A 21,999-nucleotide genomic window follows, 5' to 3' on the forward strand; every position below is an offset into this window, starting at 1 on the left:
TGCCGTTGACACCGGGTGCCAGGGCTTCTAGCGTCACGTCTACCGAAGGTACTAAGCGGTCGCTCACCGGACGGGCGTACCGTGTGAGCCGCAGGGCAAAACAGGCCGCGGAGCTTTTCGGGCCGCAGGACGAGTTCAGGCCGCAGGGCTTTTCAAGGGCGAGGAGAACCAGCAATGTCCACCACTGAGCAGCGCGTCGCCGTAGTCACCGGTGCCGCGCGCGGCATCGGTGCCGCGACCGCCGTACGACTGGCTGCCGAGGGCCGCGCCGTCGCGGTGATCGACCTCGACGAGGCCGCGTGCAAGGACACCGTCGAGAAGATCACCGCTGCCGGTGGCAAGGCCATCGCGGTCGGCTGTGACGTCTCCGACGAGGCCCAGGTCGAGGCGGCCGTCGCGCGGATCGCCGAGGAGCTCGGTGCGCCGACGATCCTGGTGAACAACGCGGGTGTGCTCCGCGACAACCTGCTGTTCAAGATGAGCACGTCCGACTGGGACACGGTCATGAACGTGCATCTGCGCGGCGCCTTCCTGATGGCGAAGGCCGTTCAGAAGCACATGGTCGACGCGAAGTTCGGCCGGATCGTCAACCTCTCCTCGTCCTCCGCCCTCGGCAACCGCGGCCAGGCCAACTACTCCGCCGCCAAGGCCGGTCTTCAGGGCTTCACCAAGACGCTCGCCTTCGAGCTCGGCAAGTTCGGCGTCACCGCGAACGCCGTGGCCCCCGGCTTCATCGTCACCGACATGACCGCCGCCACGGCCGCCCGCATCGGCATGGGCTTCGAGGACTTCCAGGCCGCCGCCGCGACCCAGATCCCCGTCCAGCGCGTCGGCAACCCGGACGACATCGCCAACGCCATCGCCTTCTTCACGGGCGAGGCGGCCGGATTCGTCTCCGGCCAGGTGCTGTATGTCGCCGGCGGACCGCTCAACTGAGGCCGGGGGACACGGACATGACCACACTCCCCGAACTCTCGGGCAAGGTCGCGCTCATCACCGGCGCGAGCCGCGGCATCGGCTACGGAGTCGCCGAGGCCCTGATCGCCCGAGGAGACCGCGTCTGCATCACCGGCCGCAACGAGGACTCCCTCAAGGAGGCCGTCGAGGCACTCGGTGCCGACCGCGTCATCGGCGTCGCGGGCAAGGCCCACGACGAGGCCCACCAGGCCGTCGCCGTCGAGCGCACCATGGAGGCCTTCGGCCGCGTCGACTACCTGGTCAACAACGCCGGTACGAACCCGGTGTTCGGCCCCATCGCCGACCTCGACCTGAACGTGGCACGCAAGGTCTTCGAGACCAACGTCGTCTCGGCGCTCGGCTTCGCCCAGCGGACCTGGCACGCCTGGCAGAAGGACAACGGCGGAGCGATCGTCAACATCGCCTCCCTCGCCGGCATCTCCGCCTCACCGTTCATCGGCGCGTACGGCATGAGCAAGGCCGCCATGGTCAACCTGACCCTGCAACTGGCGCACGAGTTCGCACCCAAGGTGCGGGTCAACTCGATCGCGCCCGCCGTCGTCAAGACCAAGTTCGCGCAGGCCCTTTACGAGGGCCGTGAGGAGGAGGTGATCGCGGCGTACCCGCTCGGCCGGCTCGGTGTCCCCTCCGACATCGGCGGCGCCGCCGCGTTCCTCACCTCGCAGCAGTCGGACTGGATCACCGGTCAGACGCTGGTGATCGACGGCGGCATCTTCCTGAACGCCGGGGTGGGATGACGGCAGCGCCGGGGGCGCCGCGCCTTGACACGAGCGGCGCCTCTGTCGACGTACATATCTCGCCACTGTCGACGGACGGAATCGACCCCGCGTCGGTATACGAGTTGACAGAAATCGCCGCCGCGTCAACGCATCGCGGACGCACATCAGCATGACAACGTAGTCACATACATGCTGATCAAGTGCCCTGCCGGGAACACGGTTCCCCCGGCGGGGTACTGCGGTATGGTCTGCCGTCGTCCCTTGGTACGGCAGATCGAGGAGCGAGCGCGTGTTCAACCGGAATCGGAACCGATCGCTGCGGCAGCTGGCGACGCTCACGTCGATATCCCTGGTGGCCGGATGCGGAGTCCTCTCCTCGGGCGCACCGGAGGACCAGGGGCCGATCGTCGTGGGCACCACAAGCGCTCCGAGCACGCTGGATCCGGCGGCCTCCTGGGACGGCTCCTGGGAGCTGTTCCGCAACATCTACCAGACGCTGCTGAGCTATCCCAACGGCTCGGCCGAGCCCGCGCCGGACGCGGCCGAGAGCTGCAAGTTCACTGACACGTCGAATCGCACCTACAGCTGTCGGCTGCGCGGGGACATGAAGTTCTCCGACGGGGACAAGCTCGACGCCCGGGCGGTCAAGTACTCGATCGACCGGATCAGGACGCTCGGTGTCGTCGGCGGCCCCGCGGGGCTGTTGGGCAGCCTCGACCGGGTCCAGGCGCTGAGCGAGCGTGAGGTCGTCTTCCACCTCAACAAGTCCGACGCGACCTTCCCGTTCGTCCTGGCCACCCCCGCCATGTCGATCGTCGATCCCGATGACTACCCCGTCGACGCCCTGCGCAAGGACGGTCAGGTCTCCGGCTCCGGGCCCTACACCCTGCGGTCCTACGAAGAGGGCAAGCAGGCCGAACTCGTCAGCAACGACCGCTACAAAGGCTTCGCCGACCGCAAGAACGACGCGGTCACCATCCGCTACTTCCAGGACTCGGCGCAGATGGTCGCCGCTCTCCGCGACAAGGACATCGACGTCACCTTCCGCGGCCTCGCTGCCGCGGACATCGTCTCCCTACGCGGACAGGACCCGGACAAGAGCATCCAGCTCATCGAGGGCGCCGGCGCCGAGATCAGCTACCTGGTGTTCAACCCGAAGGACCGGTGGGCCGCGATGCCGGCCGTCCGCAAGGCCGTTGCCCAGATCGTCGACCGGCCGGTGATCGCGAACAAGATCTACAAGGACACCGTCGAGCCGCTGTACTCCATGGTCCCCAAGGGGCTGACCGGGCACACAGTGGGCTTTTTCGACGACTACGGGTACCCCAGTACGTCCAAGGCCCGGCAGATCCTCCTGGAGGCGGGCATCACCGAGCGCGTCCCGCTGACCTTCTGGTACACGACCGACCGCTACGGCTCCGAGACAGCACCCGAGTTCCGGGAGCTCAAGAGGCAACTGGAGGTATCCGGCCTCTTCACGGTCACCCTCAAGAGCCGTCCCTGGAAGACGTACGAAGAGGGCTACCGCAAGGGCGAGTACCCGGTGTTCGGGCGAGGCTGGTTCCCCGACTTCCCGGACGCCGAGAACTTCATCGCGCCCTTCGTGGGCGAGGAGAACGCGCTCGGTACGCCCTATCCGTCCCCGTACATCACCAACAACCTGCTGCCCGAGTCGCGTCGCGAGACCGACCGCGGAGCCGTGGACAAGGAGTTCGAGGAGGCCCAGCAGATCCTCGTGGACGACGCCCGGCTGCTGCCGTTGTGGCAGGGCAAGCAGTATGTGGCCGCGAGCGAGGACATCTCGGGCGGCGAGGTCGCCCTGGACCCGTCGACGATCATGACGATGTGGTCGCTGTACCGGAAGACCAGCTGGTAGCGCGGGGGGCTCGGACCGGTTGTAGGGCGGGGGCTCGGACTCGATTGTCAGTGGGCGGCGGTAGGTTCTGTGCTCCGGAAGTGACCGCACATCGGAGGAAGTTGACGTGACCGATATCGCCATGCTGCCCGAGTCCTGGCGCGACGTCCTGGGCGACGAGCTGCAGCAGCCCTACTTCAAGGAACTCACCGAGTTCGTCGAGGAGGAGCGCGCGAAGGGCCCCGTCTACCCTCCCAGGGAGGAGGTCTTCGCCGCTCTCGACGCGACGCCGTACGAGCGCGTGAAGGTGCTGATCCTCGGTCAGGACCCGTACCACGGCGAGGGCCAGGGGCACGGCCTGTGCTTCTCCGTCCGCCCCGGGGTGAAGACCCCGCCCTCGCTCCGCAACATCTACAAGGAGATGAAGGAGGAGCTGGGCACCCCGATCCCGGACAACGGCTATCTGATGCCGTGGGCCCAGCAGGGCGTCCTGCTGCTCAACGCGGTGCTGACCGTGCGCGCCGGTGAGGCCAACTCGCACAAGGGTCAGGGCTGGGAGAAGTTCACGGACGCGGTCATCCGCGCCGTCGCCGACCGGCCCGACCCGGCCGTCTTCGTCCTGTGGGGCAATTACGCCCAGAAGAAGCTCCCGCTCATCGACGAGGAGCGGCACGTGGTGGTGAAGGGCGCACACCCCTCGCCGCTGTCCGCGAAGAAGTGGTTCGGCTCGCGTCCGTTCACGCAGATCAACGAGGCCGTGGCCGCCCAGGGCCACGAGGCGATCGACTGGCGGATTCCGGACCTCGGCTGACGGGTGTCCACTGGGGCCGCCGCTGGGCCGGGACCGTCACCGGCCTGGCCCAGCGGCGTACGGAGGCGCCTGAGCGTGATTGTCAGTGGCTGCCGTTAGCGTCGTTGGCGTCGTGAGGATCAGTGACGAGCCTGTGGAGGACGCGGTGGCGGAGCAACAGGAGCAGGCGGCGCCGGATGCCATGATGACCCGGATCGGGCAGGCCGTCATGTTGCACCACGGCGGTGACCGCGAGGAGGCCCGGGGCCGCTTCCTGGACCTGTGGGCGGAGATCGGCGAGGACGGCGACCCCCTGCACCGCTGCACGCTGGCGCACTACATGGCCGACACGCAGGACGACCCCTCGGACGAACTCGCCTGGGACCTGCGGGCGTTGTCGGCGGCCGCGGAGCTCACCGACGGACGGATCGCCGAGCACCACCAGTCGCTCGCGGTGCGCGCGTTCTATCCGTCCCTGCATCTGAATCTCGCCGCCGACTATGTGAAGCTCGGCCGCACCGAGGCCGCCCGCACCCATCTGCGCCGGGCGCGCGGTGCGGTCGGCGCCCTCGGGGAGGACAGCTACGGGGACGGTGTCCGGGCGGCGATCGGCCGCCTGGAGCTGCGGCTCGACGGGGACGGGACCTCGGGGCCGGGCGAAGGACCCGGGTCACTGGGCGGCCCCGGCCCCTCGGGTGGGCCCGGAGGGGAGACGCTGGGGCCGCCGAGACGGCGATCCTGAAAGGGGGACGGCTGGACTTCGGGGGGCGCGGGTGAGGGCGTGCCGGAAGACGCCGGTTCGGTCAGTGGCCGTATGTCCCCTGGCAGATGACCGCCTGCGGGCTGTCCGCCGTCCAGCCTCCGTACTTCCTGCCCAGGGCACACACGTCCGTGGTCGTCGGGACCTCCGGGACCACGGACGGGACGGTGATGTGCGGCTCGGGGCGCGCCGGCTCGGGATGCGGGGCGGTGCGGGGCCGGCGTGGAGTGGTCGGCGGCGGCGCGGCGGGCGGCGGAGGGGCCGCCCTGCGCGGTGCGGGCGCGCTGGGGGAGGGTTTTCGGGACGGACCGACGAGCTCCAGCGCCTCCCGCGCCGGTGCCTGCACGACCTGCGGCTCGACCCGGCCGTCCGGACGTGGCACGGAGGGGCCGGCCGGTGCGGGCGGAAGGCCGGAAGAGGGGGGCCGCTGGACGGTCACACAGCCGGAGAGGGCGGTGACGGCCACGGTGACCAGAAGCGTCGCGGTCGTGGTTGATCGATGCACCCGCGCAACTCTGCTGTGTCGGAACCTCTTTGGGGAGCGGACAAGCGGAGGATGCCCCGCACGGGTGATCCTTCCGCTCCTCCGGAGGGCGCCGGCATCCGTGAGGTGACCCGGCGGCCCCGAGGCGTCCGACCCGACAGCCGTATGCTTCCCGACGAGGCCCGGCGAGGTCAGAAACCCGGAAGTACCCCCGGAACGCGCAACGCACCCCTTGAGGAGACCCCCCGTGAAGGTCGGCTGCATCGGACTCGGTGACATCGCGCAGAAGGCGTATCTGCCGGTGCTGAGCGTGCAGCCGGGCGTCGAGCTGCATGTGCAGACACGCACGCCCGCGACGCTCACCCGGGTCGCCGACAGCCTCCACCTTCCGCAGGCCCAGCGCCACACCGACCTGGCGGAGCTGCTGGCCCAGGATCTCGACGCCGCTTTCGTGCACGCGGCCACCGTGGCGCACCCGGAGATCGTCACGCGCCTGCTGGAGGCCGGCGTACCGACGTACGTGGACAAGCCCCTCGCGTACGAACTCGCCGACTCGGAGCGGCTGGTGCGGCTCGCGGAGGAGCGGGACGTCAGCCTGGCGGTGGGCTTCAACCGGCGTCACGCGCCCGGGTACACACAGTGCGCCGACCACCCGCGGGAGCTGATCCTGATGCAGAAGAACCGCATCGGGCTGCCGGAGCGGACCCGCACCATGATCCTCGACGACTTCATCCATGTCGTCGACACCCTGCGGTACCTGGCGCCGGGGCCCATCGACGACGTGACGGTACGCGCCCGTGTCGAGGGCGGGCTGCTGCACCACGTCGTACTGCAGCTCGCCGGGGACGGCTTCACCGCGCTCGGTGTGATGAACCGGCTGAGCGGTTCGGCGGAGGAGATCCTCGAGGTCTCGGGTCAGGACACCAAGCGGCAGGTGCTCAACCTCGCCGAGGTGATCGACCACAAGGGGCAGCCGACCGTGCGGCGGCGCGGGGACTGGGTACCGGTGGCCAGGCAGCGCGGCATCGAGCAGGTGGTGCTCGCCTTCCTGGACGCCGTGCGCGCGGGCAAGGTGCTCAGTGCCCGGGACGCACTGGCGACTCATGAGCTGTGCGAGCAAGTGGTACGTGCAGTGGAGGAGCAGGCCGCCGCAGCCTGAACGCGCGGGTGCCCTCCGCCGCGCACAGGAGCGCCAGCACCAGCAGGGACGCGTGCACAGGCCAGTCGCCGAACCTGACGTACGGCGTGACACCCCGTGCCACCGGCACCTCGTACACCATCGTCGTGCTCGCGTCGGTCCCGAGCCAGGAGCCGACGCGCTCGCCGCTCGGACCGTAGACGGCGGACACGCCGGTGAGTGTGGCGTGCACCATCGAGCGGCCGGTCTCGGCGGCTCGCAGCGCGGCGAGCGAGGCGTGCTGCTCGGGCGCCCAGCTGTGCTGGAAGCTCGATGTCGACGACTGTGCGAGGAGTACCTCGGCGCCGTCCTGGGCGAGATGGCGGCTCATGTCGGGGAACGCCGACTCGAAGCAGACCATCGGGCCGACCCGCAGCCCGTTCCCGACGTTCATCACCACCTGCTCGGTGCCCTGCATACGGTCCTCGCCCGCCGCCTTGCCCACGGACGTCGCCCAGCCGAGGACGCTGCGCGCGGGAACGTACTCGCCGAAGGGAACCAGCCGCATCTTGTCGTACCGATCGCCGGTCGGTCCCTGGGGGCCCACCAGGACCGAGCTCTTGTAGATGCCGGGCCGGTCGGAGCGGCGCGCGTCGACGTTCACCAGGACGTCGGCGCCCGTGAGCCGTGCCAGCGTGGCGATCCGGTTCGCCAGGTCGGGCCGGTCGGCGAGGTCGAAGCCGACGCTGCTCTCGCCCCAGACGACCAGGTCGAGGTCCTGTCCGGCGAGCGTGCGGGTGAGCGCCTCCTCGCGCGCGAAGCGCTTCTCGATACTGTCCAGCCCGTCGACGACACCGGGTTGTACGACGGCGATCCGGACCGTGCCGTCCACGTCGGGGCGCGGTGACCATGCCCAGGCCGCCGAGGTCGCGGCGGCGGTGGCGACCAGGCCGGCCACGGCGGGTATTCGGGCCCGGCGCACCGAGACCAGTACGGCGACGGCGACGTTGACCGTCACCACCAGGAAGCTGAGCAGCCACACCCCGCCGACCGAGGCGAGCCGTAGTGCGGGCCCCACCTGCCACTGGCTCGACCCGAGCAGCCCCCAGGGGCCGCCCAAGCCCTGCCATGACCGGACGAGTTCGACCATCAGCCAGCCGGACGGCAGCACCACGAGCGCCGCCGCGACCTGCCCGGGTGAGGGCACACCGCCGAGGAACCGCCGTACGAGCCAGCCCCAGGGGGCCCACAGCGCGCCGAGCAGTGCGGCTATGACCACCGTGAACACATTCAGGCTCGGCAGCAGCCAGTGGTGCACGGCCAGCATGAAACCGAGTCCGCCGAGCCAGCCGTCGTAGGCGGCCCGCTTTGCCGTCGGGGCCGAGCGGACCAGCAGGATCCAGGGGACGAGGGCGACGTACGCGAACCACCACAAGGAGGGGGCGGGGAAGGCGAACACGGGCAGCGCGCCGGCCGGCACGGCGAGGATGCCACGTCGCCAGGGGGAGGCGAGCCAGCGCTCGGGCCTGGTCATATGGCGCCTCCCCTCCCCGGTGCGTCCTCTCAGTGTGAGCGTTGGGGGCGATCTCCGACAGAGGGTGTCGGGCCGGGGTGCGGCCGTTCTCGGCCGGGGCGCTCGAGTGACCGCCGTTCAGAGTCGTTGAGGGGACAGCACGGTCAGCCGGTGGCTGCGGGCTCCTGACGTGCCGGCGAGGTGCGGCGCCACTTCTCCTGGACGACCACCTCGCGCAGCCGCCAGCCGTCGTACGTACGCACCAGTGCGAAGGCATAGCGGCCGCCGCACACGAAGTCCGGCGCGGTGGAACCGCTGTCGTCGGCCGTGAACCTCATCGGGTTGATGTAGTCCGCCTGGATCCGGGCCGTGTCGCCGGTGTCCTGATCCAACTGCCCGAACCGCACACGCCGGTTGACGATCAGATGCTGGCGCATCGGAAACGGGTCGATGCTCTGGGAAAGCCATCCCGCCACCTGCTCTGCGTCCCCCTCGATTCCGCCTGCGGAGCGGTAGTCCGCACGTCCGTCCGGTGCGAACAGACCCCGATACCCCTCCCAGTCGCCGTCGTCCACTGCCACCGCGTACTCGGTGACGAGTCCGTCCACGGCGAACCGGTCCATCACGGTCGCGAGCTCCACACGCTGCGTCATTGGATCAGTGTTGGCTACGGGACGTGCCACGCCAAGGGGCTAAGCGGTGATATTCAGCGGTCATCGAGTTCGGTGGCCGATCAGCCCTGCGCGCAGCAGGGGTTGGGCCTGGTGGACGTTTCCTATACTGACCGGATGATCACCGTACCGATCAGCGCGCTCGAAGTGGCCATGGTCCAGACGGGCGCCCGAGTGGCGGACACGCTGCGAGACACCACCGAGTTCGCCCAACGCCTTGAGGAACTCGGTTATCTGCGCCTCTGGTACGCCGAGCATCACCACTCACCGGCCATCGGAGCGTTCCCGCCCGTCGTCATGACCGCCCACGCGGCCGCGTTGACATCGTCGATCCGTCTCGGCTCCGGGGGCGTTCTCGCTCCGAACCACGCCCCGATCATGCTGGCCGAGCAGTTCGGCACGCTGGCCGCACTGCACGGGGGCCGGATCGACCTGGGCATCGGCCGTGGACCGGGTACCTTCGACGACTCCACGGCGCGGGCCCTGCGCCGTGGGGCCGGTCCGACAACGGACGACGAGTACCGCGACGACGTGTCGGCGACTCTGCGTTTCCTGGTGGACGAGGTCGCGCTCGACCCGCTCCCGGAGCCATGGCTGCTGTCGTCGAGTACGGCCGGTGCCGCGCTCGCCGCGGAACTCGGACTGCCGATCGCCTTCGCCCATCACATCCGGCCCGACAACACCCTGGCCGCGCTCAACCACTACCGCGAGCATTTCTCCCCCTCCCGCTGGTGCGCGCGCCCGCGCGTGCTGATCTGCGTGGAAACGGTGTGCGCCGACACGGAGGAGGAGGCCACCCGGCTTGCCGGCCCGATGGTCGTCGTCAAGGCCGCACTCCTCAAAGGACGGGGCGATCTCGCCTTCCCCACGCCCGAGCAGGCGGCGACCCACGCGTTCACCGAAGAAGAGGCGCAGGCACTGACGGGCTTCCGCGCCCAACAGGCATACGGCTCACCCGACACGGTTGCGAAGCAACTGGCGAACCTGGTCGACGTGACCGGTGCGGACGAACTCATGCTGGTGACGCCCGTCTACGCGCTGGCCGACCGACTGAGGTCGTACGAACTCGTCAAACAGCACGTTGTTCTGCCGACGGCGTCATAGCTGGGCTTCCTGTCCTCACCGACAACCCGAGCGTTGCCCGGCATTGCCGCTAAGGTCCGATCATGAAGGCAGCTGTGCACAACCGGTACGGGCCGCCGGCCGTGGTCCGGATCGCCGAGGTGGACACGCCCTCGATCGGTGACCACGACGTGCTGGTGAAGGTGCACGCGACGACGGTCAACCGGACGGACTGCGCCTACCGGGCGGCCAGGCCCTTCTTCGTACGTGTGCTCACCGGCCTTGTCCGGCCGCGGCGTACGGTGCTGGGGACCGAGTACGCGGGAGTCGTGGAAGCGGTCGGGAGCGATGTCACGTCCTTCACGGTCGGCGACCGGGTGTTCGGGTACAACGAGGGTGCGTTCGGAACCCATGCCGAGTACCTGGCGGTGCCGCAGGACGGGCCCGTCGCGACCATTCCGAAGGGTGTGACCTTCGAGGAGGTCGCTCCCGGGCCCGAGGGCTCGCACTATGCGCTGGCCTTCATCAGGAAGGCGGACGTCCGAGCCGGGCAGGACGTCCTCGTGTACGGCGCGACCGGCGCCATCGGCTCGGCGGCGGTGCAACTCCTGAAGCATTTCGGGGCCGCCGTGACCGCGGTGTGCGGCACGGCGCACGTGGAGCTGGCGAAGGGCCTGGGCGCCGACCGGGTCGTCGACCACACGGCCCAGGACTTCACCATGGACGAGCAGCGCTACGACGCGGTGTTCGACGCGGTCGGGAAGAGTACGTTCACCCGCTGCGGGCGACTGCTGAAACCGGGCGGGATCTACCTGTCCTCGGAGCTGGGCCCCTGGTGCCAGAATCTGCTTCTGCCGTTCGTGACGCCCCTGCTCCGCGGCAGGAAGGTGAAGTTCCCCTTTCCGAAGCAGGATCAGGAGATGATGCGGTTTCTCGGGGACCTGATCGAGGCGGGTGAGTTCAGGCCGCTCATCGATCGTCGGTACCCGTTGGAGGAGATCGTCGACGCCTATCGGTATGTCGAGACCGGACAGAAGACCGGCAACGTCGTGATCACCGTCGTGAACACCGGCGTACCGGAGAAATGACCCTGGCGCGGGCTCTGTTCGCCGGACGTCCGGACTCGGGCCGAGCTACTCGACGTCGATGCCGTAGTCCTGGACGAGTTGCTCCAGGCCGCCCGTGTAGCCCTTGCCGCCGAGGACGAACTCCCAGTCCCCGTTTGACCTTCGGCGGAAGGAGCCGAGTACCAAGGCGGTTTCGAGCGGTCGGCCGTCGGAGACCTCAAGCCGTCCCAGCTCGGACATCTCCGGATCGAGGAGCCGGATGCCGGCGTTGGTGAAGCCGGAGAGATCGGCGTCCGGGTTGACCTCCGGGTCGATGGCCGCCACAAGTACGAACCGATCCGACTCCGCCGGGAGTCCGTCGAAGGAGACGCAGATCGCGGCCTTGTCAGGCGCTGTTGCCGGCAGGACACGTACGGAGCCATCGGGTGTCTGCGGGTTGTTGAAGAAGACGAAGTGATCGTCGCTGAGGACGCGGTTGCCGTGGCAGACGAGGGCGCACACGTCCAGGGCGACACTTCCGGTCCAGGACATGCCCAGCACGTTGTAGTCGTCGGGCAGTCGAGTGGGTGGATTCGACGGGGTCGCCCGTGGCGCGGACGACCGGCCGCCCTCACCCAGTCGCCCGCGCAGCCCATGACGGTGCAGCAGGTCGACCAGCTCACCGCCCGCGATGAGTTCCAGCGGCTTGCCGTTGGCGAAGGTGTGCGAGCCGGGACCGAACCCCGACGTCGTGACAAGGACGCCCTTGTTGGCGCCCGCGTCCTGCACCGTTCCGTACAGGTCACGTACGGCGGTGGGTGGCACCGTGTTGCGGTAGCGCTTCACCTGAACGACGATCTTGCCGCCTCGGATCGGTGTCGGATCCAGCGCGTCGACGTCCACACCGCCGTCGTTGGAGCGCTGGGTCGTCACCGCCTGCATTCCCATGGCCCGGAAGAGCTCGGCGACGAGACCCTCGAAGGCGACCGGATCCATGTCGTACAGGTCCGGTTCCTCATCGCTGCCGTGGGCGACAACGCGGTTTCCGACCTCTTGCGGTCGCCGGCTCGGCCGTACCGGAGTGAGTTGGTCGGGCCGGGGCGAGAGCTGGCCTCGCAGCCCATCGGCCAGGCAGCTGCTCGCGTCCACCTGTGCCAGGTGCAGGTCACGGAACGAAGAGCGCGAAGCCATGACCGTCGCGAGGAACATCTGGCCCGGCCGGCCCGTCGTGGGGTCGTGTCCCTCCACGAACCCGTTCAATGCCACTGACTCAAGGGCACCCAACTCATCCGCGGCGTAAAGCTCGTTCAGGACCAGCAGCATGCACTGCGCGAGAACCTCCCCGTACAACGCTCGGCGCTGGCCTGCCGGGCGGGGGGTCTCCTTGTCCTGGTCCGTCCCGGACATGTACCGAACGGACTTGACCTCAGGGACGATGCTGTAGGTGGGCAACTCCCAATCCAGCACCAGCTGTCGGGCTGCGGGGTCGTAGGCCGCCGCGACCTGACGCGGGAATCCTTCGGGCCATGCCGTGGAGGCGTAGAGAGCGGCGGAGAAGTACTCGACCACGGAATCGGGATCCAGGCGCCTCACGCCTTCGGTTGTCGCGACGACGCCGGCGTTGTGGGCCCGTACCTCCGCCAGTTGGGCATCGGCCCACTGGCGGTACTCCCGCTGGTAGGACGCAAGTTGTTGCTGCCGGCGGGCCTCCGCCGTCTGGGCGGCGTGCCAGTCCCGCTCGAAGCGTGTCCGTGCCTCGGCCTGCGCCTGGGCTCGGCGACTCGCGGTCCAACCGCTCTGCGTCTGGTACTGGTTGAGGTCCGGCATGGGCACGGGATGCGCCAAGGGTCCTGGAGCGAAGGGCTGGATGTCCTCAGGTCGCATGAGCGAGGAAGCCCGGAAGGCGGGGGCGTGACAACCCGCAGTGAGCAGGCCCTGCAGTGACGCGACCTGCGCGTCCAGTTCCTCGGTGCGGCGCAGGGCGTCCGCCTGCCGGTACTCGCGGCGGGTCTGGGCAGCTCGACGCTGGTAGGCCCGCGCCTGCTGAGCTTCCTGTCTCCGCTGTCTGGCTTCGGCTTCCAACTGGCGCTGCTGCTGCCGTTGGACCTCAGCCCACACACCGACATAACCAGTAGAGCGACGACTCATGTGCTGCAGGCCCTCCCCAGGACGTTGGCAGCCGAAAGGCACCTTGGTTGTCCCCACAACCAGCTGTGACGGGACGACTCTATCCAGCAACTGCGGTCACGCATATCCATTCGTCAAAGGCCGGCGGCCTGAGTCGACCCCGCAGGTCGAGTAACTGGGGAGGGGCCAATTGGCAGTTGGCCGTTCCGGCATCAGCTCGTGTAGTCGACCTTGGACCAGTCGACCCCCTCACCCGCGTACCAGTTGATGCCGGTCACGTCCCTGCGCGTGCCCACCTGGAAGCCGGGCTGCGCGATCCAGAGCCAAGGGGCGTCATTCGCGATGATCCTGGCGCAGCGTTTGTGCTCCTCGACCCGCTGATCCCAACTGAGTCGCGGGAGACCTGCCTTGGCCAAGCAGGCGTCGGTCCTTGCGCTGCTGTATCCGCCCCAGTTGTTGGAGCTCTTCGACTGGTAGAAGACTCCGAGCGCGTAGGCGGAGTCCGGCGAATCGGCCCCGAAGCTCTGGAAGAACATCGGCCGCTTGCCACCGAACAACGCGTGCGTATACGTCGAGGGCGGCAGCGCTTCGAGTTCGAGTGTCACTCCGACGTCTCTGAAAGCACTCCGGAGCTCGGCGCCGACCGGCTGTCCCAGCGGCTCCGCGGTGCTGTAGGCCAACGTCGTGGTGAACCCTTTCGCATGGCCTGCCTCCCGCAGCAGCTCGCGGGCCCGTTCGGGGTCGTAGGTGTACGGGTGGAAATAGGGGTCGAATCCGGCCGCGTGATCCGAGATGGGGCCGTGGGCCGCCCCGGCGAACCCTCGGTAGACCTTCTCGATGATCCGCTGATACGGCGTCGCGTAGGACAGGGCCTGTCGGACCCGGACGTCGTCAAGTGGTGGGTACTTCGGGTTCATGGGGCTCGAGTGGATGACATAGCCCTGGAAGTTCCAGAGGTGCATGTCGTTGCTGTTTTGCAGCGTCTGCATGTCCGCGGGCGACAAGTACTGAGCAACCTGAGCTTCTCCGGTCATCAGCGCGGCCAGGCGGTCGGACGACTTCGGCACCTGCTTGAACGTGATCTGCTCGATCGCGGGAGGGAAGGGATGCTCCTTGTGGGCCTCCCAGACGACCTGGCGCCCAGGACTGAGCTCGGCGAGTTTGAACGGACCGAAGCCCACGTCGTGGCCTTTCAGCCAGCGCTTGGCCCAGGGATCACCTGAGGTCGCATGACTTTTCGCCAGCTTGGAGTCCACCATCGCACGCCAGAACTCGCTCATCGTGAGGAGCAGGTCAGGCCCTGGCTCCGCCAGCTCGATGCGGACCGTGTAACGGTCGAGGACCTTCACGTCCTCCGCTCGCTCGATGGTGGCGAGGGTGTTGTAGAAGCTCGTGATGCCGTTGACCGCGAAGCTTCGGTCGAAGGTCCACTTCACGTCGTCGGCCGTGAACTCGTTCCCTGCGTGGCTCGGCCAGTCCTTTCGGAGCGAGAACGTGTAGGTTCTCCCGCCGTTGGTGACCTCCCAGCCCTCGGCCATGCGCGGCTCGGTGATGTCCTGGAAGTCGCCGGCCTGCCACGCGAGGTCGAAGCCGCCCGGCTCGCCGGGAGCGGGGATGGCCTTCCAACGGGTCAGACGGTCGTTCAGGTTGAAGACGTGGTCATACACCTCCTTGCCGAACACGAGCTCCCAGTCGAGGCTGGGAGGTGTTGTCGCTGCCGCGACGACCAACTGCTTGGACGGTGTGGTTCGGCTGCCGCAGCCCGCGACCAACGATCCTGCGAACGGCATCCCTACCACCGCCGCAGCGGACTCCAGGAACGACCTCCGGGTCACCGCACGGCGGAAACCGCCGGTGGGCGGGCCATTGGACTGGTCCGTCATCGAACCTCCTCGCCCGGGCATTAAGGACGATGACCATCCGGACGAGAGAGGGTTCGGCGCGCTACGCTCCGCCCGGCGAAGCCGATTGGTCTCGGACGGCGTCTCCGGTTCAGGAGAACCGCCGAGAGGCCGAATCCTCGCTCTGGGGCCCTTTCTTGACCGATTCCGTCACGCTAGCGCACCGTGCACCGACGTCCAAGAACGCGTCTTTCTCTGGCAGCGGCGAAGGAGGAGACTTGTCTCGTTCCATACCGGAGTTGAGCATGCGGCCTCGGCAGATTCTCACCGTAGCGATGGTCCTGGGGTTGACCGTTGCCGGCTTCTTCGGCGCTCGCATGCTGGGCGAGCGAGACGCGCAACGCGACTCCCACCACCGCGCCGAACTTGCCGCCGCGCAGATTCGCGAGCGCGTCGAGCAGGGGTCCTCCCTGGCAGAGAGCCTCCGCCGGTTCATGGCGAGCGTCGCCGGGACCCAGATCACCGGCGGGGAGTTCGAAAGCAACGCGTCCAGGTGGCTCGGCCCGGCAGGCTTCCCCACCGCCGCGTGGGTCGAAGAGGTACCCGCTGCGCGCCGTGCCGCATACGAGCGCCGGATCGGCCATCCCATCGTCACACGCGACCCGCGTCTCAGGATCGTGCCCGTCGGACCGCAGCCCTCGTATCTGCCGGCGACCTTGGTCTCCGGCACCCCTCCCGTGACGGTGCCCGGGATCGATCTCGGCAACGAACCGGGCGTGGTTGCGGCGGTGACCCGCGCGAGTGGGCTGTACGAGGCAAGCGCAACCCCTTTGGCAACCCTACGAGATGGCTCGAAAGGGCTCTTTCTCATCAGGTCCGCTCCGCGCTTCACCAAGGCAGGCGTCGAACCGGGGTTCGTGATGCTGTTCGTATCAGAACTCTCCTTGCGTACAGCGACCACAGACACGGTGCCGCTACAGCTCACCGTCGGCGGCACCTCTGCTGGAGATCTTGGCGGGGCGGCGGCCGTGCACAGCACGTTCACGAAGGCAGGACAGCGGTTCGACGTCGCTGCGCCCCAGGAGTCGGTGCACGGCGCCGCTGCGTTCCTGCCCTGGATCATCCTTGCGGCAGGCCTCGTCCTCGCGGCCCTCGCCGGGGTGCTCGGGGTCAACGCGGCGCGGCGAGCCAAGGCGCAGGACGAGCTCGACCGCATTTTCCATCTCTCGTCCGATCTCATCGCGGTCGCCGATTTCGAGGGACGTCCCACGCGGGTCAATCCGGCCGTGAAACAGATTCTCGGCTTCACGGAGGAAGAGTTCCTGGCGCGGCCGTACCTCGAGCTCATCCATCCGGACGACCGTGAGAAGACTGTCGTTCTGGCGGACGGGATCTCCCAAGGGGGGACGGTCACGTCGTTCGAGAACCGGTTCGTTCGTAAGGACGGCTCGTACCGAGTGCTCGAGTGGACATCGACCCCTGTTCTCGAAGAGAGGACCATGTACGGGGTGGCACGCGACGTGACAGAGCGTCGGCGGGCCGAGAGCGAGTTGAGGCGGCTTGCGGGTGAGCAGGCGGCGCTGCGGCGCGTGGCGACCCTTGTCGCCAGGGGTGTGCCGCCGGCGGAGGTCTTCGCGGCCGTCGCCGTGGAGGGGGAGCGGCTCCTCGACGCCCAGGCCACAACGATCGGGAGGCTGGAGCCCGACGGGGCGATGGCCATCGTGGCCAGCAGCGGGAGCGCGCGCGACCTACTGCCGGTGGGCAGTCGTCTGAAACTCGAGTCGGGGTTGGCATTGACCATGGTGGTGCGAACCGGTCGGCCGGCTCGCGTCGACGACTTCAGCCACGTGTCGGAATCCGTCGAGCGCAGGGCGCAGCATTTGGGGATTCGTAGTTCCGTGGCGGTTCCGATCATGGTCGGAGGCGCTCTCTGGGGGGCGATTGGCGCCGGAACGGACCGCGAACAGTTTCCGGCCGACGCCGAGCAGCGTATGACCGACTTCACGGAGCTGCTCGCGACCGCGATCGCCAACGCGGACAGCCGTGCCGAGCTTGCCGCCTCACGCAGACGGATCGTCGCGGCGTCCGACGCGGCCCGCCGTCGGATCGAGCGAGATCTTCACGACGGCACGCAGCAGCAGTTGGTCTCGCTCGTCCTGGATGTGCGCGCCGAGGAGGCGAATATTCCTCCCGAGAGGCACGATCTTCGCGTCTCGCTGTCCCGGTTCGCGACGGGACTGGCCGCCGCGATCGACGACCTTCAGGAGATCTCGCGTGGGATCCACCCCGCGATCCTTTCCGCGGGAGGTCTCGGTCCGGCCTTGCGCACGCTCGCGCGCCGTTCGGCGATTCCCGTCGAGCTCGATGTCACGACGAAAGCGCGGCTCCCCGAGCCGATCGAGGTTGCGGCGTACTTCGTCGCGTCGGAGGCCTTGGCCAACGCGACGAAGCATGCGCGAGCGTCGCACATAGAGGTTTCGCTCGCGCTGCATGAGGCCGGCCTGATGCTGTCGATCCGCGACGACGGTGTCGGCGGAGCGGATTCGAGCCGTGGCTCGGGACTCGTCGGCCTACAGGACCGAGTCGAGGCGCTCGGCGGGACGATCAGGATCGACAGCCCGGACGGTGGCGGAACATCGCTCGTTGTCACGCTTCCGTTCGACATTGAGCCGCCGCGGACGGAAACAGGCGGCACGACGGAGTAGCGGTGACGTGGCGACACATGGGCCGAGGCGAGAGCGCGACGCGGCTGCCTGAAGCGATCCAGGGGAGTGCAGCCGCAGCCGGGTCCGAAGATGCTCCAACTGATCTCCCGGGCGCGAGGCAGCGGCCCGGAGACCAGCGGCCGGGCTGATCGCGAGCATCTGCGGGGCGATACCGCTCGCAGCGAAGATCCACAGCCTGGAACGTGCGGGGAAATCGAGCGCGGGGCAGCGGTGCCGTCCGAGGAGAGACGACGACCCCTCGGCGAGGACATGGCGGTGCATCTGCGATCGTGGAGTGATCCATCCGCACTGTCGGGAAACCGTCTGGGAGAGTGCCATGTCACGTCCTGTCACGGTTGTCACGGGAGGTAGCCGGGGGATCGGCGCCGCGACCTGTACGCGCCTCGCGGCGGACGGACACGACATCGCGCTCGGATACGTCAGTGACGGCGCCGCCGCCGAATGGACCGCCACTGCCGTCCGGGCCGCCGGGGCGCGCTGTGTCGCGGTCCGAGGAGACACCTCCGACGAAGCCGACGTGGAGCGGCTGTTCGACACGGCGGCGGACCGGCTGGGACCGGTGACGGGACTGGTGAACAACGCAGGGGTGACCGGCCCGCTCGGCAGGCTCGCGGACGCCGACCCCGCCGATCTGCGGCGGGTGGTGGAGGTCAACCTCCTGGGCACGCTGCTGTGTTCGCGGCGGGCGGCCCGGTCGATGGCGGCCTGGGGGAGCGGGGTCATCGTGAACGTCTCCTCGGCGGCGGCCTCGCTGGGCAGCCCGGGGGAGTTCGTCCACTACGCGGCCAGTAAGGCAGCCGTCGACGCCCTCACGATCGGCCTCGCCAAGGAGCTCGGACCCGACGGCATCCGCGTCAACGCCGTCGCGCCGGGAATGATCGACACCGAGATGCACGCGGCGATGGGTGATCCGGGCCGGGCCGAGCGCGCCGCGTCCGCCGTTCCGCTCCGCCGGGCCGGCCAGGCCGAGGAAATTGCCGCCGCCATCGCCTGGTTGATGTCCTCCGACGCCTCGTACACGACGGGGGCTGTGTTGCGGGTTTCCGGGGGACGGTGACGGACGAACGGGTGGTGGGGCGGGGCGGCGCTGTCGAGCGTGCCATGCCATCGGACGGTCGCCGGCGTGCCCGCGGCGCCTTCGGTCGTCGCCGTCGGGCGTGCGGCATCGTGGGGCTGACGGCGGTGTGTCCGCGGCGCCATGGGCCGGTCCCCGTTGTGCCTGGGGCGCCATCGATCCGTCGCAGTTGTCCGCGTCGCCTTCGCGCCGTTGCCGTTGCCGTCGTCCGCCTAACGCCTTCAGGCGGCGGCTCATTGGATCCGCGCGAGCACGGGCGGGAGCGCCCGCGCCCGGTGGCGCGCCCGGGACTCCGACTCCAGGCCGCCTCGCCGATCGGTCTCCGACCCCAAGCCGACTCGGCGACCCGACGCCGACCCCAAGCCAGCTCAGTGACCGGACTCCGGCCTCAGCCCCCTGAGCGATCGGGCTCCGCCCTCAGGCCGCCTCGGTGATCTCGCCGCGTATCGCCTTGGCCCACTCCACGACCAACAGCTCGTACTCTGCTCGCTCCTGCGCCGAAAGGGAGCCGCCCGCGCGCATCCACAGCGCGCGAATCTGTTCGTTCACTGCGGCGGCAGACCGCACGGAACCAGAGGCCACGAAATTGGGGGACATGGCTGCAAGACTAAGGGCAAGGACTGACAGTGCGCTACCAGACGGCTACTCAGCTCGTATGTGGTTGGTCACGACCGACGCGTTCACGGCCGCTCGGCCCAGGTCGGAGACCAGTCAGCAGGGGTCCATCGAGCTGACCAACTCGTCGCGGAGCGGGGTGAGATGCCAGGTGGAGTGGGCGGTCGGCGCCGTGATGTCCCGCCGCGCGGAGTTCCCTTGCCGAGGAGGGCCGGCGCCGCCATGACGGGCGGTACCTCGTCGGCCCGCGCACCGGGCTCCGGGTGCCGGGGAGTTGGGCCTCGGCGCGCCGACCCCGTGCCGGCGTGCCGGAAGCGAGGTCGTCAGCCCGCCGACTCCGCGGCGTGCGGGCTGAGTTGCCCTGTCGTCACCAGCGCGATGATGACGATGCCGAGGGCGATGCGGTAGTAGACGAACGGCATGAAGCTCTTGTGCGAGATGAACTTCATGAACCATGCGATGACGGCGTACCCGACCACGAACGCGATGACCGTCGCGAAGATCGTCGGGCCCCAGGAGACGTCGCCGCCCTCGCTGGCGTCCTTGAGCTCGAAGACCCCGGAGGCCAGTACGGCCGGCATGGCGAGCAGGAAGGAGTAACGGGCCGCCGCCTCACGGGTGTAGCCCATGAACAGGCCGCCGCTGATGGTCGCGCCCGACCGGGAGACGCCGGGGACCAGCGCCATCGCCTGGCAGAGGCCGTACAGCAGGCCGTCCTTGGTGTTGAGGTCCTGAAGTGTCTTGCGTTCCTTGGCGGCCCGGTGCTTCCCGCCCGTCTCGTCGCGGGCGGCGAGCCGGTCGGCGATACCGATGACGATGCCCATCACGATCAGCATCGTCGCGGTGATCCGCAGATCGCGGAACGGCCCCTCGATCTGGTCCTTGAGCGTCACCCCGAGCACACCGATCGGAATCGAGCCGACGATCACCAGCCAGCCCATCTGCGCGTCGTGGTCGCTGCGCATCGCCTTGTTCACGAGCGAGCGGGACCACGCCGAGATGATCCGCGCGACATCCTTGCGAAAGTAGATCAGTACCGCGGCCTCGGTGCCGAGTTGGGTGATCGCGGTGAAGGCCGCGCCCGGGTCCTCCCAGCCCGCGAAAGCCGCCGTCAGCCGCAGATGCGCGCTGGAAGACACGGGAAGGAACTCGGTCAGCCCCTGGACGAGTCCGAGGATGAGGGATTCAAACCAAGACATGAAGTTACGTGGTCCCCGTACTGATCGTGGAGGGGCGACGGGCGCACCGCGCCGCTGATCGCGGTGATCACGGGTGGTGTTGAGGGCAGCGTAGCGTCCCCGTCCGACAGTCCTGCCACAGGGGTTTCGTAGGCTGAGTGCACAGGAGGCTCCGGAGGCCGGTACGGGTGCTGGACGATCACGTTGCAGGTGTTGCCCCGCGGCTGGGCCGACGCATACGTTTCAGCGGTGCCGCTGCGCTTCGTCAGTCCGACACCTGGGGGGCGCGAAATGGCAGGCTGTACGGGCCTGTTCTGTCGGGGACCGCGGTCCTTCCGGGACGGGCGGGTCATCGGCCCCACTCCGAAGGGGCCGGGCTGATGGGGCGGCAGGCACCCTGGTTCGCGTACTCGGGGGAACGCGACGGCTCCGACGGATACGCGACGCTCGTCCTCGCGCACGTCCCTGAGAACGACCACCCCGGGGAGGCGGGAGCCCACCCGGCCCACTGGTTCGTACGCAACGAACCATTCGCCACCCTCGCCCCGTCGCTCGCCTTCCACGACGAACTGGAACTGGCACCCGGCGACACGCTCACCCGCCGCTACCGGGTCGTCGTGGCCGAGGGGGTCCGGGAGCGCGAGGAGGTCGCGAAATGCCTGGAGGAGCACCCGTGGTGAGCTCGCGGAGTGCACCGGGCGAGGCGGCCTTCAGGGGTTTCGCCGGGCTCCCGGGAGCCGTCGCCGTCTCGCACCTGCGCGTCTACGACTGGCCCGCGGCAGACGGCGTCCGCGGCGGAACTCCCCATGTACACCTGACCTGTTCGGAGGCGTACGTCGTCACCGGCGGGCGGGGCGCGGTGCAGACGCTGACAACGTCCGGGTACGAGGTCACGCCGCTCTCACCCGGCACCGTCGTGTGGTTCACGCCCGGCACCATCCACCGGCTGGTCAACGAGGACGACCTGCGCATCACCGTACTCATGCAGAACAACGGGCTTCCGGAGGCAGGCGACGCCGTGCTCACCCTGCCCACGCGCTACCTGACCGACGCGGATAGGTATGCGGCCGCGACGGTCATCCCGGCCGACGCGCCTGAGGAGGAACGGGAGCGGGTCGCCCGGGCCCGGCGTGACCTCGCTGTCGAGGGCTACCGGGCGCTGCGCGACGTGGCCGGGCCCGAGCCGCTCGCCGCGTTCCACCGGGCCGCCGCCGCGCTGGTCCGGCCCCGGCTCGCCGAGTGGCGCGAGCGGTGGCAGCGGGGCGCCGAGGCGGCAGCCGCGGCCACGGGGCAGCAGCTCGACCGTCTGGAGCGGGGCGACATGTCCCACCTCCGCGACGCCCTCGTACGGGCTGAACAGCCGTCCGCGCACGGCCGGTTCGGGATGTGCGGACGGCTCGACGTCTACGACGGCAAGAGGTGAGCCGGTAGCCAGATCGGCA

18 protein-coding genes and 1 pseudogene are annotated in these 21,999 nt (G+C 68.9%); 12 read left to right on the top strand and 7 right to left on the bottom strand.

Annotation, left to right across the window (positions count from 1 at the left end; genetic code table 11):
• Positions 1 to 174: 174 nt before the first annotated feature.
• The 5 genes from fabG (at position 175) to ACIPC1_RS32870 (ending at position 5,084) form a co-directional block, all read left to right on the top strand.
• Entirely contained in the window at positions 175 to 936 is a 762-nt protein-coding gene (gene fabG / locus ACIPC1_RS32850) for a 3-oxoacyl-ACP reductase FabG (RefSeq protein WP_384388170.1), read from the top strand.
• Between the two features lie 17 nt (positions 937 to 953).
• Entirely contained in the window at positions 954 to 1,715 is a 762-nt protein-coding gene (locus ACIPC1_RS32855; RefSeq protein ID WP_402523640.1) for an SDR family oxidoreductase, read from the top strand.
• Between the two features lie 271 nt (positions 1,716 to 1,986).
• Positions 1,987 to 3,573, top strand: a complete 1,587-nt coding sequence (locus ACIPC1_RS32860; RefSeq protein ID WP_402523642.1) for an ABC transporter substrate-binding protein — start codon at positions 1,987 to 1,989, stop codon at positions 3,571 to 3,573.
• Positions 3,574 to 3,679: 106 nt separating this feature from the next.
• On the top strand, positions 3,680 to 4,363 hold the full coding sequence (locus ACIPC1_RS32865; RefSeq protein ID WP_402523645.1) for a uracil-DNA glycosylase: 684 nt from the start codon (positions 3,680 to 3,682) through the stop codon (positions 4,361 to 4,363).
• 145 nt (positions 4,364 to 4,508) lie between these two features.
• Positions 4,509 to 5,084 carry a hypothetical protein gene (locus ACIPC1_RS32870; protein ID WP_402524120.1) on the top strand — a complete coding sequence of 192 codons (576 nt, stop codon included), beginning with the start codon at positions 4,509 to 4,511 and terminating at the stop codon, positions 5,082 to 5,084.
• A gap of 61 nt (positions 5,085 to 5,145) precedes the next feature.
• Here ACIPC1_RS32870 and ACIPC1_RS32875 read toward each other — a convergent pair whose 3' ends face one another.
• Positions 5,146 to 5,607 (bottom strand): hypothetical protein, encoded by a 462-nt coding sequence (locus tag ACIPC1_RS32875; RefSeq protein WP_402523647.1) that lies wholly within the window; start codon positions 5,605 to 5,607, stop codon positions 5,146 to 5,148.
• Between the two features lie 226 nt (positions 5,608 to 5,833).
• Here ACIPC1_RS32875 and ACIPC1_RS32880 point away from each other — a divergent pair, with 226 nt between their 5' ends.
• On the top strand, positions 5,834 to 6,745 hold the full coding sequence (locus ACIPC1_RS32880; protein WP_402523650.1) for a Gfo/Idh/MocA family protein: 912 nt from the start codon (positions 5,834 to 5,836) through the stop codon (positions 6,743 to 6,745).
• Here the strand turns inward: ACIPC1_RS32880 and lnt are convergent.
• Together lnt and ACIPC1_RS32890 are read right to left on the bottom strand one after the other, a co-directional pair.
• Positions 6,663 to 8,237: an apolipoprotein N-acyltransferase gene (lnt, locus tag ACIPC1_RS32885; protein ID WP_402523652.1), complete on the bottom strand. Its 1,575-nt coding sequence runs from the start codon at positions 8,235 to 8,237 to the stop codon at positions 6,663 to 6,665. The two genes, ACIPC1_RS32880 and lnt, sit on opposite strands and share 83 nt — an antisense overlap.
• Before the next feature lie 143 nt (positions 8,238 to 8,380).
• The gene (locus ACIPC1_RS32890) at positions 8,381 to 8,869 is read right to left on the bottom strand and encodes a nuclear transport factor 2 family protein (protein ID WP_402523655.1); all 489 of its coding nucleotides are present in this window, start codon (positions 8,867 to 8,869) and stop codon (positions 8,381 to 8,383) included.
• Positions 8,870 to 9,004: 135 nt separating this feature from the next.
• Here ACIPC1_RS32890 and ACIPC1_RS32895 point away from each other — a divergent pair, with 135 nt between their 5' ends.
• Together ACIPC1_RS32895 and ACIPC1_RS32900 are read left to right on the top strand one after the other, a co-directional pair.
• Complete coding sequence (locus tag ACIPC1_RS32895) at positions 9,005 to 9,991, top strand: LLM class flavin-dependent oxidoreductase (RefSeq protein WP_402523657.1); 987 nt, start codon at positions 9,005 to 9,007, stop codon at positions 9,989 to 9,991.
• Positions 9,992 to 10,053: 62 nt separating this feature from the next.
• On the top strand, positions 10,054 to 11,037 hold the full coding sequence (locus tag ACIPC1_RS32900; protein WP_402523659.1) for an NAD(P)-dependent alcohol dehydrogenase: 984 nt from the start codon (positions 10,054 to 10,056) through the stop codon (positions 11,035 to 11,037).
• A gap of 45 nt (positions 11,038 to 11,082) precedes the next feature.
• Here the strand turns inward: ACIPC1_RS32900 and ACIPC1_RS32905 are convergent, their stop codons facing one another.
• Both ACIPC1_RS32905 and ACIPC1_RS32910 read right to left on the bottom strand, forming a co-directional pair.
• Positions 11,083 to 13,143, bottom strand: a complete 2,061-nt coding sequence (locus ACIPC1_RS32905) for a restriction endonuclease (RefSeq protein ID WP_402523661.1) — start codon at positions 13,141 to 13,143, stop codon at positions 11,083 to 11,085.
• A 191-nt stretch (positions 13,144 to 13,334) separates the two neighbouring features.
• Positions 13,335 to 15,005 carry an ABC transporter substrate-binding protein gene (locus ACIPC1_RS32910; RefSeq protein ID WP_402523663.1) on the bottom strand — a complete coding sequence of 557 codons (1,671 nt, stop codon included), beginning with the start codon at positions 15,003 to 15,005 and terminating at the stop codon, positions 13,335 to 13,337.
• 236 nt (positions 15,006 to 15,241) lie between these two features.
• Here ACIPC1_RS32910 and ACIPC1_RS32915 point away from each other — a divergent pair, with 236 nt between their 5' ends.
• Positions 15,242 to 17,668 carry a PAS domain S-box protein gene (locus ACIPC1_RS32915; RefSeq protein WP_402523666.1) on the top strand — a complete coding sequence of 809 codons (2,427 nt, stop codon included), beginning with the start codon at positions 15,242 to 15,244 and terminating at the stop codon, positions 17,666 to 17,668.
• A gap of 337 nt (positions 17,669 to 18,005) precedes the next feature.
• The gene (locus tag ACIPC1_RS32920; RefSeq protein ID WP_402523668.1) at positions 18,006 to 18,746 is read left to right on the top strand and encodes an SDR family oxidoreductase; all 741 of its coding nucleotides are present in this window, start codon (positions 18,006 to 18,008) and stop codon (positions 18,744 to 18,746) included.
• Positions 18,747 to 19,181: 435 nt separating this feature from the next.
• Here the strand turns inward: ACIPC1_RS32920 and ACIPC1_RS32925 are convergent, their stop codons facing one another.
• Together ACIPC1_RS32925 and ACIPC1_RS32930 are read right to left on the bottom strand one after the other, a co-directional pair.
• Positions 19,182 to 19,361 (bottom strand): hypothetical protein, encoded by a 180-nt coding sequence (locus tag ACIPC1_RS32925; RefSeq protein WP_402523670.1) that lies wholly within the window; start codon positions 19,359 to 19,361, stop codon positions 19,182 to 19,184.
• A gap of 341 nt (positions 19,362 to 19,702) precedes the next feature.
• On the bottom strand, positions 19,703 to 20,578 hold the full coding sequence (locus tag ACIPC1_RS32930) for an undecaprenyl-diphosphate phosphatase (RefSeq protein WP_402523672.1): 876 nt from the start codon (positions 20,576 to 20,578) through the stop codon (positions 19,703 to 19,705).
• 231 nt (positions 20,579 to 20,809) lie between these two features.
• Here ACIPC1_RS32930 and ACIPC1_RS32935 point away from each other — a divergent pair.
• Both ACIPC1_RS32935 and ACIPC1_RS32940 read left to right on the top strand, forming a co-directional pair.
• Positions 20,810 to 21,237, top strand: a pseudogene (locus ACIPC1_RS32935) (DUF6807 family protein); the annotation flags it as partial.
• A complete protein-coding gene (locus tag ACIPC1_RS32940) occupies positions 21,213 to 21,980 on the top strand; it encodes a cupin domain-containing protein (RefSeq protein WP_402523674.1) in 768 nt (255 codons plus the stop codon). The pseudogene ACIPC1_RS32935 and the gene ACIPC1_RS32940, both read left to right, overlap by 25 nt.
• Positions 21,981 to 21,999 lie beyond the last annotated feature (19 nt).

This window comes from Streptomyces sp. NPDC087263, assembly GCF_044744645.1.
In the GTDB taxonomy this organism is placed as follows: Bacteria; Actinomycetota; Actinomycetes; order Streptomycetales; family Streptomycetaceae; genus Streptomyces.

Coding starts and splice junctions, on each gene's coding strand:
- fabG (WP_384388170.1), top strand. CDS start 175: ATGTCCACCACTGAGCAGCGCGTCGCCGTAGTCACCGGTGCCGCGCGC.
- ACIPC1_RS32855 (WP_402523640.1), top strand. CDS start 954: ATGACCACACTCCCCGAACTCTCGGGCAAGGTCGCGCTCATCACCGGC.
- lnt (WP_402523652.1), bottom strand. CDS start 8,237: ATGACCAGGCCCGAGCGCTGGCTCGCCTCCCCCTGGCGACGTGGCATC.
- ACIPC1_RS32890 (WP_402523655.1), bottom strand. CDS start 8,869: ATGACGCAGCGTGTGGAGCTCGCGACCGTGATGGACCGGTTCGCCGTG.
- ACIPC1_RS32895 (WP_402523657.1), top strand. CDS start 9,005: ATGATCACCGTACCGATCAGCGCGCTCGAAGTGGCCATGGTCCAGACG.
- ACIPC1_RS32900 (WP_402523659.1), top strand. CDS start 10,054: ATGAAGGCAGCTGTGCACAACCGGTACGGGCCGCCGGCCGTGGTCCGG.
- ACIPC1_RS32905 (WP_402523661.1), bottom strand. CDS start 13,143: ATGAGTCGTCGCTCTACTGGTTATGTCGGTGTGTGGGCTGAGGTCCAA.
- ACIPC1_RS32910 (WP_402523663.1), bottom strand. CDS start 15,005: ATGACGGACCAGTCCAATGGCCCGCCCACCGGCGGTTTCCGCCGTGCG.
- ACIPC1_RS32920 (WP_402523668.1), top strand. CDS start 18,006: ATGTCACGTCCTGTCACGGTTGTCACGGGAGGTAGCCGGGGGATCGGC.
- ACIPC1_RS32925 (WP_402523670.1), bottom strand. CDS start 19,361: ATGTCCCCCAATTTCGTGGCCTCTGGTTCCGTGCGGTCTGCCGCCGCA.
- ACIPC1_RS32930 (WP_402523672.1), bottom strand. CDS start 20,578: ATGTCTTGGTTTGAATCCCTCATCCTCGGACTCGTCCAGGGGCTGACC.
- ACIPC1_RS32940 (WP_402523674.1), top strand. CDS start 21,213: ATGCCTGGAGGAGCACCCGTGGTGAGCTCGCGGAGTGCACCGGGCGAG.